General features: G+C 65.5%; 12 protein-coding genes. 5 read left to right on the forward strand and 7 right to left on the reverse strand.

Annotated elements, in window-relative coordinates:
- The 3 genes from ACZI8R_RS08950 to ACZI8R_RS08960 are packed head-to-tail and all read right to left on the reverse strand — an operon-like array spanning window position 1 to window position 2104.
- A complete protein-coding gene (locus ACZI8R_RS08950; RefSeq protein WP_463379214.1) occupies window positions 1-483 on the reverse strand; it encodes a DUF456 domain-containing protein in 483 nt (160 codons plus the stop codon).
- The gene (gene purT, locus ACZI8R_RS08955) at window positions 480-1691 is read right to left on the reverse strand and encodes a formate-dependent phosphoribosylglycinamide formyltransferase (protein WP_463379215.1); all 1212 of its coding nucleotides are present in this window, start codon (window positions 1689-1691) and stop codon (window positions 480-482) included. The genes ACZI8R_RS08950 and purT overlap by 4 nt, the downstream gene beginning before the upstream one ends.
- A 35-nt stretch (window positions 1692-1726) precedes the next feature.
- Window positions 1727-2104 (reverse strand): VOC family protein, encoded by a 378-nt coding sequence (locus ACZI8R_RS08960; protein WP_463379216.1) that lies wholly within the window; start codon window positions 2102-2104, stop codon window positions 1727-1729.
- 142 nt (window positions 2105-2246) lie between these two features.
- Here ACZI8R_RS08960 and ACZI8R_RS08965 point away from each other — a divergent pair, with 142 nt between their 5' ends.
- Window positions 2247-3347, forward strand: a complete 1101-nt coding sequence (locus ACZI8R_RS08965) for a CaiB/BaiF CoA transferase family protein (RefSeq protein ID WP_463379217.1) — start codon at window positions 2247-2249, stop codon at window positions 3345-3347.
- Here ACZI8R_RS08965 and yczR read toward each other — a convergent pair whose 3' ends face one another.
- Window positions 3348-4829 (reverse strand): MocR-like transcription factor YczR, encoded by a 1482-nt coding sequence (gene yczR / locus ACZI8R_RS08970; RefSeq protein WP_463379218.1) that lies wholly within the window; start codon window positions 4827-4829, stop codon window positions 3348-3350.
- A 320-nt stretch (window positions 4830-5149) separates the two neighbouring features.
- Window positions 5150-6637, reverse strand: coding sequence for an alkaline phosphatase D family protein (locus tag ACZI8R_RS08975; RefSeq protein ID WP_463379219.1), 1488 nt, complete (start codon window positions 6635-6637; stop codon window positions 5150-5152).
- A gap of 137 nt (window positions 6638-6774) precedes the next feature.
- Here ACZI8R_RS08975 and ACZI8R_RS08980 point away from each other — a divergent pair, with 137 nt between their 5' ends.
- On the forward strand, window positions 6775-7311 hold the full coding sequence (locus ACZI8R_RS08980; protein ID WP_463379220.1) for a methylated-DNA--[protein]-cysteine S-methyltransferase: 537 nt from the start codon (window positions 6775-6777) through the stop codon (window positions 7309-7311).
- 80 nt (window positions 7312-7391) lie between these two features.
- On the opposite strand, the gene ACZI8R_RS08985 is transcribed toward ACZI8R_RS08980, so the two are convergent.
- Window positions 7392-8681, reverse strand: a complete 1290-nt coding sequence (locus ACZI8R_RS08985) for an adenylosuccinate synthase (protein ID WP_463379221.1) — start codon at window positions 8679-8681, stop codon at window positions 7392-7394.
- Between the two features lie 243 nt (window positions 8682-8924).
- On the opposite strand from ACZI8R_RS08985, the gene ACZI8R_RS08990 reads away from it, so the two are divergent.
- Both ACZI8R_RS08990 and ACZI8R_RS08995 read left to right on the forward strand, forming a co-directional pair.
- Window positions 8925-9578 carry a hypothetical protein gene (locus ACZI8R_RS08990; RefSeq protein ID WP_463379301.1) on the forward strand — a complete coding sequence of 218 codons (654 nt, stop codon included), beginning with the start codon at window positions 8925-8927 and terminating at the stop codon, window positions 9576-9578.
- Complete coding sequence (locus tag ACZI8R_RS08995; protein WP_463379222.1) at window positions 9560-10357, forward strand: site-2 protease family protein; 798 nt, start codon at window positions 9560-9562, stop codon at window positions 10355-10357. Before ACZI8R_RS08990 ends, ACZI8R_RS08995 begins: the two co-directional genes overlap by 19 nt.
- 1 nt (window position 10358) lies before the next feature.
- On the opposite strand, the gene ACZI8R_RS09000 is transcribed toward ACZI8R_RS08995, so the two are convergent.
- Window positions 10359-10868: a winged helix-turn-helix transcriptional regulator gene (locus tag ACZI8R_RS09000; protein ID WP_463379223.1), complete on the reverse strand. Its 510-nt coding sequence runs from the start codon at window positions 10866-10868 to the stop codon at window positions 10359-10361.
- 104 nt (window positions 10869-10972) lie between these two features.
- On the opposite strand from ACZI8R_RS09000, the gene ACZI8R_RS09005 reads away from it, so the two are divergent.
- Complete coding sequence (locus ACZI8R_RS09005) at window positions 10973-12139, forward strand: thiolase family protein (protein ID WP_463379224.1); 1167 nt, start codon at window positions 10973-10975, stop codon at window positions 12137-12139.

Below are 12139 nucleotides of genomic sequence, written 5' to 3' on the forward strand. Positions count from 1 at the left end.
CTACGCGAACAGCACGGCGCCCAACCACACTGCCGAGGCCAAGAGCGCGCCGAACAGTTCGACCAGTATCGACAGGCCCACCGCCTTGCACGCATGCCAGGTCGATGCCCAGGCTCTCGTGTGTCCGCGTAGCCGATAGAGCTCCGCCACATAGGTTCCGGCCACGAATCCGAGAAACAGTCCGACGACCGGGATCACGAAGAATCCGATGATTCCCGCGATCCCACCCACGATCAGCGAGCCGTTCGGGACTCCGGCCGTACGCATTCGTCGTCCCGGCCACGTGTACTTCACGACGCCTGACACCACGAGAAGTGCTGTGACGACACCGAATACGACCCATGCGGCCGAACTCGCCGTCATGATCGCCCAGACGAGTACGGCAGCGAAGATCAGGATCGTGCCGGGCAGGATCGGAACGACGATTCCGACCAGGCCCACCGTAATGACCAGACCGACGAGAAGCTCGCCCGCCGCGCTCACCGAACGGGCCGCACCTTCGACGCAGCCTCACGGGCTCGCGCCCGCGCAGTCTCGACATCCGCGGCCGTCGACACCGCGACGCCCATGCGCCGCCGGACGAAGCTCTCCGGCTTCCCGAACAGGCGCAGGTCCGTTTCGGGGACGGACAGTGCGTCCGCGACTCCCTCGAATCCGATTCCGGTCGCGTCCGTCCCGCCGTAGATCACGGCGGACGCGCCAGGAGCGATCGCCGTGGTGTCGACCGGGAGCCCGAGGATCGCACGTGCGTGCAGCTCGAACTCCGACAGCCGCTGAGAGCGCAGCGTCACCAGGCCGGTGTCGTGGGGACGCGGGCTGACCTCGGAGAAGTACACGTCGTCACCCTTGACGAACAGCTCGACACCGAAGACGCCACGACCACCGAGAGCTGTCGTCACCTTCTCCGACACCTCCCGAGCTCGTTGCAGCGCAGCGTCGCTCATCGGTTGCGGCTGCCAGGACTCGACGTAGTCCCCCGAGTCCTGCAGGTGGCCGATCGGCTCACAGAAGAAGGTGCCCGTCTCGCCGTCTGCGCCGATCGCCCGGACCGTGAGTTGAGTGATCTCGTAGTCGAAGTCGACGAAGCCTTCCACGATCACGCGTCCGTGATTGATTCGCCCACCGGCGAGCGCGTATTCCCACGCCTTCTCGACGTCTTCGAGGCTTCGGATCGTCGACTGCCCCTTGCCCGACGAGGACATGACGGGCTTGACGATGCACGGGGCGCCGATCCGCTCCACCGCAGCGCGGACACCCTCGAGCGAGTCGGCGAACTCGTACGGCGAGGTGGGCAGGCCGAGTTCCTCGGCCGCGAGCCGGCGGATTCCCTCACGATTGAGAGTCAGCTGTGTGGCGCGAGCGGTCGGGATGACCACTGCCAGGCCACGCTCCTCGGCTTCTGCGAGCGCGTCGGTGGCGATGGCCTCGATCTCGGGAACGACGAAGTCCGGCTTTTCAGTCTCGATGAGACGGAGAACGGCCGCACGGTCCGACATGTCGATCGTGTGCGCGCGGTGCGCAACCTGGTGTCCGGGAGCGTTCTCGTACCGGTCCACGGCGATCACTTCCACACCCAGCCGCTGCATGGCGATGACGACTTCCTTGCCGAGTTCCCCCGACCCGAGAAGCATGACGCGGACCGCGCCGGGTGCGAGAGGTGTGCCGAAACGCGTGGGTACCTGTTGCTGCATGGTGGAAATTGTATTCGGCGGGTCCTGCGAGTTGTTCAGCCGTCGTGCTCGAACAGCGACAGGACATTGCCGTGGGGGTCACGGAACCAGGCGACGCGCATCCCGTCCGGTGCGGTCCAGGCCGCGTGCTCGTCCTGGTCCAGCCCGCGATAGACGGTGAAGTCGATTCCCTGCACGCGCAGATCGTCGACGGTGGCATCGAGGTCGGGCACCTCCCACCCGAGCACCGTGTACCCGGTGTCTGCCTTCGACTGAACGAGGGTGACGCGCAACGGACCACCTCCGGCCTCCACGGTCAGGGCGAATTCGTCACGCGCGAGCAAGGTCAATCCGAGCGTGTCCACGTAGAACATGGCGGACACGTCCAGGTCGGTACTTGCCACGAAGCTCACTAACCGGCCAGGAAAGGTCATTCATCAACTGTGCTCCAAGTCACATTCGGTAGCAAGCGACACACCGCGCCCCGTTCACACAGAGTGACCCGAGGCACACGAGGGCCGCCGGACAAGTTAACGTCCATTCCACAGGTCGTCACCACGAGAGGTCGAGAAACGCATGTCCGCTGAAACCACAGAGAAGACAGGCCCACTCGCGGGCATTCGCATCGTCGAATTCGCCGGCCTCGGCCCCGCACCCCACGCCGCTACGCTCCTCGCCGACATGGGCGCCGACATCGTCTGCGTGCAACGTCCCGGGCTCATTCCCCAGGACGAGAACGCACACGACCAGATCAAGCGTGGCCGCCGTGTCGTCGAGGCGAATCTGAAGGACCCGGCGGACATCGAGAAGGTGCTCGCGCTCGTCGAACGCGCAGACGTGCTGATCGAGGGATTTCGGCCCGGGGTGACGGAGCGGATGGGAATCGGCCCCGACGTGTGCCTCGACCGCAACCCGCGCCTCGTCTACGGACGCATGACCGGCTGGGGCCAAGAGGGGCCGCTCGCCAACGTGGCCGGCCACGACATCAACTACATCTCCCTCACCGGGGTGCTGCACGCCGTCGGCCGCAAGGGCGAGCGTCCCGTGCCGCCCCTCAACATGGTCGGCGACTTCGGTGGCGGCTCCATGTTCCTCATCTTCGGCATCCTGTCGGCGCTCGTCGAACGTCAGACGTCCGGCAAGGGTCAGGTGGTGGACGCCGCGATGGTCGACGGCGCCCTCGCGCTGTCACACATGATGTGGTCGTTCCGCGGCCGCGGCGTCTGGTCCGACGAGCGCGGCGTCAACCTGCTCGACACGGGCGCGCCCTTCTACGACACCTACGAGACGTCCGACGGCAAGTACATGGCAGTCGGCTCCATCGAACCGCAGTTCTACGCGCTGCTGCTGAAGGGGCTCGATCTCGATCCCGCCGATCTGCCGCAGCAGATGGACGTGTCGTCGTGGCCGAAGATGAAGGAGATCTTCACCGAGAAGTTCCTCTCCGGAACCCGCGACGAATGGGCGGCCGTGTTCCTCGGCACCGACGCGTGCGTATCGCCCGTCCTGACGTTCGCGGAGGCTCCGACGAACGAACACATCGCCGCCCGCGGATCGCTCGTCGAACTCGACGGGGTCACTCAGCACGCTCCGGCGCCGCGATTCTCGCGTACCCAGCCCGGTCTGCCGTCCGTTCCCGCGCGGGCGGCCACGGACATCGACACCGTCTGGACCTAATCAGACCACCAAGCTGGGCTCCGCTCGCGTGCGATCGAAGGCAAGGACGCCGTACGCGGCGGCGATGGCGTCCACGCCGCGAACCAGTTCCTCCGACGACCGTGCGTACGGAATGCGGAGGAAGCGCTCGAACGCACCCTCGACACCGAACCGCGGACCCGCCGCGAGAACCACCCCGTGGTTCGGCGCCGAGGCTGCGAGGGCCGACGACACCGGCGCGGGCATGCGCATCCACAGTGACATGCCGCCGGTGCCGATCGTCGGCTCCCAGTCGGGCAGGCGATCGGCGAGCGCAGCGAGCAAGGCAGCCCGCTGTCGTCGCAGCTGTTCGCGGCGCTCGCCCAGCACGTCGACGTCGTGGGCGAGCAGGTGCGCCGCCGCCAACTGATCCATCACCGGGGTGCCGAGGTCGGTAGCAGCCCGGGCACCCACGAGACGGGTGATCAGCGCCGAATCCGCCCGGATCCAACCCACTCTCAGACCGCCCCAGAACGATTTCGCGGTCGAGCCGATGGTGATCACATCCGCCCTCGCACCCCCACGACTGTAGGCGGCCACCGGACTCGGCGACGGCTCGTCCAACCACAGATCGACCATGGTTTCGTCCACCACCAACGGCATTCGCGTGTCCCTGGCGATGTGGGTCAACTCGGCGCGCCCCGATTCGCCCAAGCACAGCCCGGTCGGATTGTGAAAGTCCGGGATCAGATAGGCCATTCGCGCCGCCGTCTGTCGTGCCGCGTTGCGGATGCCCTCGAGGTCCCACGCCGTAGCGCCGCCTTCGGGGCGGATCGGCATCGGAACCGGCCTGGCGCCCACCCGCCGAATCGCCTCCAGCGCATTGGGATACGTAGGGTGATCGACAAGCACCCGCTCACCCGGTGCGGTCATCACATTGAGCAGAAGGCGTAATGCGTGCTGTGCGCCCGAGGTGATCATGATCTGGTCTGGTGATGTCGCCACACCCCGCGCCGTATAGCGTTCCGCGACCACCGCGCGAAGTGATTCCACCCCCATCGGCTCCATCCCGTGAGTCGGGAGGAACTTCGGAAGTCCTTGCAGCGCAGATTCGTACGACCTAGTTACTGCTTCGGACGGGGCTGCCATCGCCGCATAGCTCAGGTCGACGATCCCGTGCCCCGTGCCGGGCTGGTGGGGACGGAACATCATCCCGTTCGTCTTGGCATCCTCGGGCAACACGACGGTACTACGCGAGCCCTGCCGACTCGTCAGATACCCCTCGTCGCGCAGGAGCGCATAGGACGAGGTGATCGTGGTGCGGCTCAACTCGAGCACGGCCGCGAGTTCACGCTCGCTCGGCAGCGCCACTCCCAGCGGAATGCGTCCGTCGTGGACGAGCAGGCGAATACCGTCGGCGAGCGCGCGGTACGCGGGGCGGGCGGTGGAACGCCGGCCGGGCTCGTCCTGCCAGTTACCCAGATCGCGGGAGAGACTTCTGGCACCCAGGACACGATTCAACATGCAGTCCAGTATCGACCACTTGGCTATTTGTTCCAAGTCCAATTGTCGCGATGCTGGTCATATGAGCAGCCTTGTCGCAATACTGGTCCTCGTCGGATTCGCATTCCTGTTCGCGCGGTTCGCGCCGAAGGACGACGGGCACGGAGTCTTCCGACTGGAACAGTTCCGCCCCGCAGCCCCATTAGCTGGTATTTTCCCAGACGATCACCCCGATCTCCCACCCCCGCCCCTGACCAATGTCACACACGTTCAACCCAGCTGAACCGGTGTGACATTGGTCGGGGATGGGGGTCCAGAAATGCGCAACTGGACTGCTTCGCCTACCGCGCCGGCGGGGCAAGAACCTGACTGAACAGCACCTGACCCGACGCATCGAGCAGATCCACGCGCAGTTCGGAGGTCTCGCCATCGATGAAGACCTCACCGAAATGCTGGTAGGCGTCGAGCGGTGACGAGTTCGATTCCGGCGGCGCGTGCACGAACACGGCCTCGGGCCCGAACGTGCCGTCGAGATCGTTGGGCCCGAACCCGCCTGCGTTGAGTGGTCCGGAGACGAACTCCCAGAACTCGTCGAAATCCTTGTACGCAGCACGGTCCGGGGTGTACCGGTGCGCGGCGGTGTAGTGGACGTCCGCCGTCAGCCACACGGTGCCCGTCACGGCCTGTGCCTTCACTGCGGACAGGACGCGAGCGATCTCCGACTCACGACCGGACGGCATCCCCGGATCGCCGTTGGCCACACCCTCGAACGCCGTGTCACCGTCAGGTACCACCACGCCGATCGGCAAGTCGTTCGCGATGATCTTCCACGTCGCCCTCGACTTGCCCAGTTCGTCGATCAGCCAGTTCGTCTGCGCTTCACCGAGTATCTGCCCGGGTGCACCCACATTCGCGCCGTTCACATCCTTGTAGGTGCGCATGTCGAGCACGAAGACGTCGAGCAGCGGACCGTACGGGATCTTCCGATATACGCGGCCGTCGACGGACTCGGCGGGGTCGATGGGCTGCCACTCGTGAAACGCCTGAAAGGCGCGGGCTGCAAGCACGTCGACGTTCTTCTCTCGGTACTGCTCGAGGTCCAGAATCTCACCCGGATACCAGTTGTTGACCGTCTCGTGGTCGTCCCACTGCACCATCTGCGCCACGGACGAGTTGAACCGTCGGTAGTTCTCGTCCGTCAGGTTGTAGGCGTACTGACCCCGGTACTCGTCGAGTGTCTGCGCCACAGCACGTTTCGCGTCGGAGACCGTGTTCTTCCAGACTCGACCGTCGGGAAGGGTGATGCTCTCTTCGAGTGGCCCGTCCGCGTACACGACGTCGCCCGAGTGCAGAAACAGATGCGGGTCACGATCGGCCATCGTCCCGAAGATCGTCATCCCGCCTATGTCGGGGTTGATTCCGTACCCCTGTCCCGCGGTGTCCCCTGACCATTGGAGTCGAATATCCCCCGGCACGCTCGGCGCGGTCCGGAACATTCCGGACACGGCGTCCGAGGCAGCGCCGTCGTCCCCTTCGAGGGTCACCCGATAGTGAACCTGCTCGCCAGACGGCAGACCGGAAAGGCGAAGCTTGCCGGTACCGTCGGTGTCCGGAGTGAGGATGCCACCTTCGAACCGGGTGGTGTTCGCGAACGACTCCGTCGCAGACGTCTCGACGACGAGTTTCGCCGGACGGTCCGACCGCGCCCAGATCAGTGCGCCGTCGGCGCGGACGTCACCGGCCGCGACACCGTGCGTGAGGCGTGGCCGATCCCGCACCAGGGCCGGGCCGGATTCGCCCGAGCATGCGGTGGCGACGGGAATGGTCATGAGCCCGAGCGCGGTGGAACGCAACAGGGCACGGCGAGACAGATGCGTCGGGAAACTCCTCGTGGACGGGTTGCTCGACGATCGTCAATCGAAGCCAACACCCGGTGAACCCGAGGTATGCCGCGCATACTGACGAGGTGACTACCGGATTCGCACTGTTCGACACACCACTCGGGACGTGTGGCGTCGCGTGGCGCGCGGCCGGTCTCGTGGGCGTGCAACTCCCCGAAGGCTCACCGGAATCGACGCGAGCACGGATCGAGGCGTGCTTTCCGACCGCGGTGGAACACGACGTCCCGGCACCGATTCAGCCGGCGGTGGACGGCATGCGTGATCACCTCTCTGGAACGCTCGACGACCTGCGATGGATAGACCTCGACTTCGAGGGGCTCACCGAATTCGACTGTGCCGTATACGAGATCACTCGCACCGTCGGCCCGGGTTCGACACTGGAGTACGGCGAGGTTGCCACGAGGTTGGGCAAACCAGGTTCTGCCCAGGCCGTGGGCCAGGCGCTCGGACGAAATCCACTGCCCCTCGTGGTGCCGTGTCACCGCATCCTGTCGAGCGGTGGCGGGATCGGCGGATTCTCGGCCGGCGGCGGAACAGTGACCAAGCGAGAGCTACTCGCCCTCGAACATGCTCCGGGCTTCGACGACCCGGTCCTGTTCTGACGCCTTACCCCTGAATCTGCCCCGACGAATGTCACACCGGTTCGCGTGAGCTGAACCGGTGTGACATTGGTCAGGGAAAGTCAGCGGATGACGTCGCGGCGCACGATCGTCTCGTCGCGGCCCGGGCCGACACCGATGCACGAGATGTACGCACCCGACAGCTCTTCGAGCCGGAGGACGTAATTCTGCGCATTCTGCGGCAGTTCCTCGAAAGTCCGCGCGTGCGAGATGTCTTCCCACCAGCCGGGCATCTCTTCGTAGATGGGCTTGGCGTGATGAATGTCCGTCTGAGACATGGGCATTTCGTCGTGACGCACACCGTTCACGTCGTAGGCGACGCAGATCGGGATGGTGTCGAGGCTGCTGAGCACGTCGAGCTTGGTGAGGAAGTAGTCGGTGATTCCGTTGACACGTGTTGCGTAACGGGCGATCACGGCGTCGAACCATCCGGTACGACGGCCACGACCGGTGGTGACACCGACCTCGCCGCCCTGCTTCGCGAGATACTCGCCGGCGTCGTCGAACAGCTCGGACGGGAACGGGCCCGCCCCGACGCGGGTGGTGTACGCCTTCAGGATTCCGAGCACGGTGGTGATGCGGGTGGGTCCGATACCCGAACCCACTGCTGCGCCACCGGAAGTCGGGTTGGACGACGTCACGTACGGGTACGTGCCGTGGTCGACGTCCAGCAGGGTGCCCTGCGAACCTTCGAGCAGAACCGTCTCGCCACGCTCGAGGGCCTTGTTGAGCTCCAGCCGCGTGTCGGAGATTCGGTGCTTGAATCCCTGTGCCTGCTCGAGAACCTCGTCCACGACCTGCTGGGGGTCGAGGGCCTTCCGGTTGTAGATCTTGGCCAGCATCTGGTTCTTGACTTCGAGCGCCGCCTCGACCTTCTGGGTGAGGATCTTCTCGTCCAGGACGTCCGCCACCCGCACGCCGACGCGCGCGATCTTGTCCTGGTAGCACGGGCCGATTCCGCGTCCGGTGGTGCCGATCTTCTTGGCGCCGAGGAAGCGTTCGGTGACCTTGTCGATGGCCACGTGGTACGGCATGATCAGGTGCGCATCGGCCGAGAGCAGAAGCCCGCTCGTATCGACGTCACGCTTCTCGAGGCCTTCCAGCTCTTCGAGCAACACACCCGGATCCACGACGACACCGTTGCCGATGACGTTGGTGACGCCGGGGGTCAGGATTCCCGAGGGGATGAGATGGAGCGCGAACTTGTCGCCGTTCGGAAGAACCACGGTATGCCCGGCGTTGTTGCCGCCCTGGTAGCGCACAACCCACTGCAGGCGTCCGCCCAGTAGATCGGTAGCTTTGCCCTTGCCTTCGTCGCCCCACTGGGCGCCGATCAGGACGATTGCCGGCATGACGTTGTCTCCTACGGTTGACGTACAGCCGTGTCCGGCTGCGTGGTCCTGCCGCATTAGGCAGTGGCCGGGGGAACAGTCTAGCCGAGGGCGAGGCGGAACAAACCCGACAGTCCGCTCGAGGCGTCCGGCACCCACGGCCTCCGCGACCACTGCGCGCCGACCACTAGGATGGAACGACGAGGGAAGTCGCGAACTTATCGTGGCGGGACGACCGGGCTAGGAGTGGTATTGACCCCCATTGTGCTGATCTGTGGCGACGCGCCTTTGCCACTGCCTCTGGGTTCGATCCCTGCCGCACGCGTGCCCGCACTTCCCGACAAAGACGACTTCGACGAGGCCCTTGCGAAGCTGCAGGTCGTGTCCGATGCGCGCTTGATCGTGGTGGGCGACGATGCGGCATTCGCCGCGACGCTCACCAGGCTGATGCGCACGGATCGCCTGCATATCGAGTTGGCGTACGTCTCCGAGAACAGCACCCCCGCCACCGATGCCTACCGGTTGGCGACGGGCGCGAAAGCGGCGAACGCAGCATTGAAAGGCAAGGCAAGGGCATTTCCTCTCGTTCGTGACGATGCCGGAATCGCGCTCGTCGGTGCCGCAACCCTGGAAGGGCCCGACGAGGAGAGGCTGGTCGGCGAGGCCTACGCCGACGACACGCTGCTGTTCTCGGGGACCACGAGCAGGGTGACGATCGTGCCCAGCCACCGGCAGCCCGGCGTACGCGCAGCCCTGGAGCCCAGGTGGCGGTGGCTGCCGCGCAAGTGGTTGGAGGGCCGCGCCGTCCAGTTGGGATCACCCGGAGCAATCCTCGTGCGGGACGGCGTCCGTAATCCGCGACCACTGAAGCGTTCGACGTTCTATCGCCACGATCAGGAATGGCAACTCGTCCGGTGACGATCCCGATCTCGCGCGCCAGGGGCCGACGGTCCGTTCGGCCCAGCCCAGTCTTTCTCGCTGTGGTCGCGGCGGCAATCATCGGCGGCGTCCTCGCCTGGCGGGCGGACCCGGAATCCGTGCTCGGTCACGTCGGCGTCATTCTTCTCGTGGTGGCCGGCTGGGTGGTGACGTTGTGCCTTCACGAGTTCGCGCACGCGTACACGGCGTACCGGCACGGTGACACCGACGTCGAAATACGCGGCTACCTGACACTGAATCCGCTGAAGTACAGCCACCCGCTGCTGTCGATCGGGCTGCCGGTGCTGTTCATCGCGCTCGGTGGTATCGGATTGCCGGGCGGCGCGGTCTACCTGCGCACCGGACTCTTCTCCCCGAAGGTCCAGGCACGCATCTCCCTCGCCGGCCCCGCGGTTAACGCGGTATCTGCGGTCGTATTGCTGGTGGTGATCCGAATGTTCGCTTTCGGCAGCGAGCACGTCGCGTTCTGGACGGGCCTCAGCTTCCTGGCGTTCTTGCAGGTGATGGCCACGGTCCTGAACCTGCTGCCCGTACCGGGGCTGGACGGCTACGGCGCGCTGGAGCCGTTTCTGGCTCCCGACACCCAGAGGCAGATCGCACAGTTCAAGCCGTACGGGCTGCTGATTCTCGTGGCGCTGTTGTTCGTCCCCGAAATCAACATCGTGTTCTTCGACGCCATCTATTGGCTCTTCGAGCTGTCCGGGGTGCCCGCAGCGTTCGCCCAGTTCGGCGGACAGCTGATGCGTTTCTGGCTCTGAGTCAGCGACGCTTCGCGGCCCGCGCCTCTTCCTCGGAGAAGTTGGGACTCAGACGCAGCTCGGCGAGCGGGACCTCTCGGCCCGACTCACTACGCAGTTCGACGCGCACCGCTTCGCCCGTCTCGTCGTCCTGCATCGACATCCAGGCGCCCCGGCGGCCCTGCAGATGCTTGTCACCCCACTGCATCAGGCCGAGCACCGCGGGCAAGAGGTCCCGTCCCTTCTCGGTCAGGATGTATTCGTAGCGCGTCCGCTGCCCGGGTTCCTGGTACGGCGAGCGTTCGAACAACCCTTCGGCCGTCAGCTCCCGCAACCGTGCCGACGCAACGGCCTCGGTGATACCCACCCGTTTTGCGAAGTCGTCGAAGCGGGTCGTTCCGTAGAAGGCCTCGCGCAGTATCAAGATCGCCGACCTGGTTCCGACGACCTCCATCGCTTTGGCGATCGAGCAGTGCGTGGCCTGCCAGGCGTCGCGATCCGCGAGAAATCCCTCGAGACGTGCAGCTTCCATACCGTCGATCATACCTGACTTGCCAGTTGCATAGTCAGGTCGTATCGTTGCTGACTATAGAGATGCATAGTCAGCAGCTCGCGGGTTCAGAAAGGGATCCAGTCATGAGAGACGCAGTCATCGTCGAAGCAGTCCGCACCCCCGTCGGAAAAGGCAAGCCGTCCGGCGCGCTGCACGAAGTTCATCCCGTGGACCTGCTCGCCCACTCGCTTTCCGCACTCGTCGAGCGCAGCGGCATCGACCCTGCACTTGTCGACGACGTGATCGGAGGCACCGTCACGCAGGTCGGCGATCAGTCCCAGAACATCACTCGTACCGCGCTTCTCGCCGCGGGATTTCCCGAATCCGTTCCCGCCACCACCGTCGATCGACAGTGCGGCAGCAGCCAGCAGGCCGTCCACTTCGCCGCGCAAGGTGTCATCTCGGGCGCCTACGACATCGCGGTCGCTGCCGGCGTCGAGTCCATGAGCCGAGTACCGATGGCTACCAACGTCATCGGACGGGAGACCCTCGGGGCCCGCTTCGAACAGCGTTACCCCGAAGGCCTCGTCCCCCAGGGGATCAGCGCGGAGCTCATCGCGGCGAAGTGGGGTCTCTCGCGCACCCAACTCGACGAGTTCGCCTACGACAGTCACCGCAAGGCTGCGACGGCACACCAATCCGGTTCTTTCGCAAAGGAACTTGCGGTGCTACCCGAGCTCGAGATGGACGAGGCGATCCGGCCGGGAACCACCACGGAGGCACTCGCCGGCCTACGGCCCGCCTTCCGAAACGACGAGTACACGGAGCGCTTCCCGCAGATCGACTGGTCGGTCACAGCAGGCAACAGCAGCCCGCTGTCGGACGGCAGCGCCGCGCTACTGATCACCACCAGCGAGATCGCCGGACGTCTCGGCTTGAAGCCACTTGCCCGCCTGCACTCGTTCGCGGTGGTCGGCGACGACCCGCTGTACATGCTGACCGGCGTGATCCCGGCGACCCGAAAGGTACTCGAGCGGGCAGGACTCGGCCTCTCGGACATCGACCTCTTCGAGTTGAACGAGGCATTCGCCTCGGTGGTGCTGGCGTGGGCCGCCGAGACCGGAGCGGACCTGGGCCGAGTCAACGTGCACGGCGGAGCCACCGCCATCGGTCACCCACTCGGGGCAAGCGGAGCCCGATTGATGACCACCCTGGTCAACGCCATGGAGCAGCGCGGCGCACGGTTCGGACTGCAGACCATGTGCGAAGCCGGCGGCCTCGCCAACGCCACGATCCTCGAAAGACTCTGA

It is taken from the genome of Rhodococcus huquni (genome assembly GCF_055231055.1).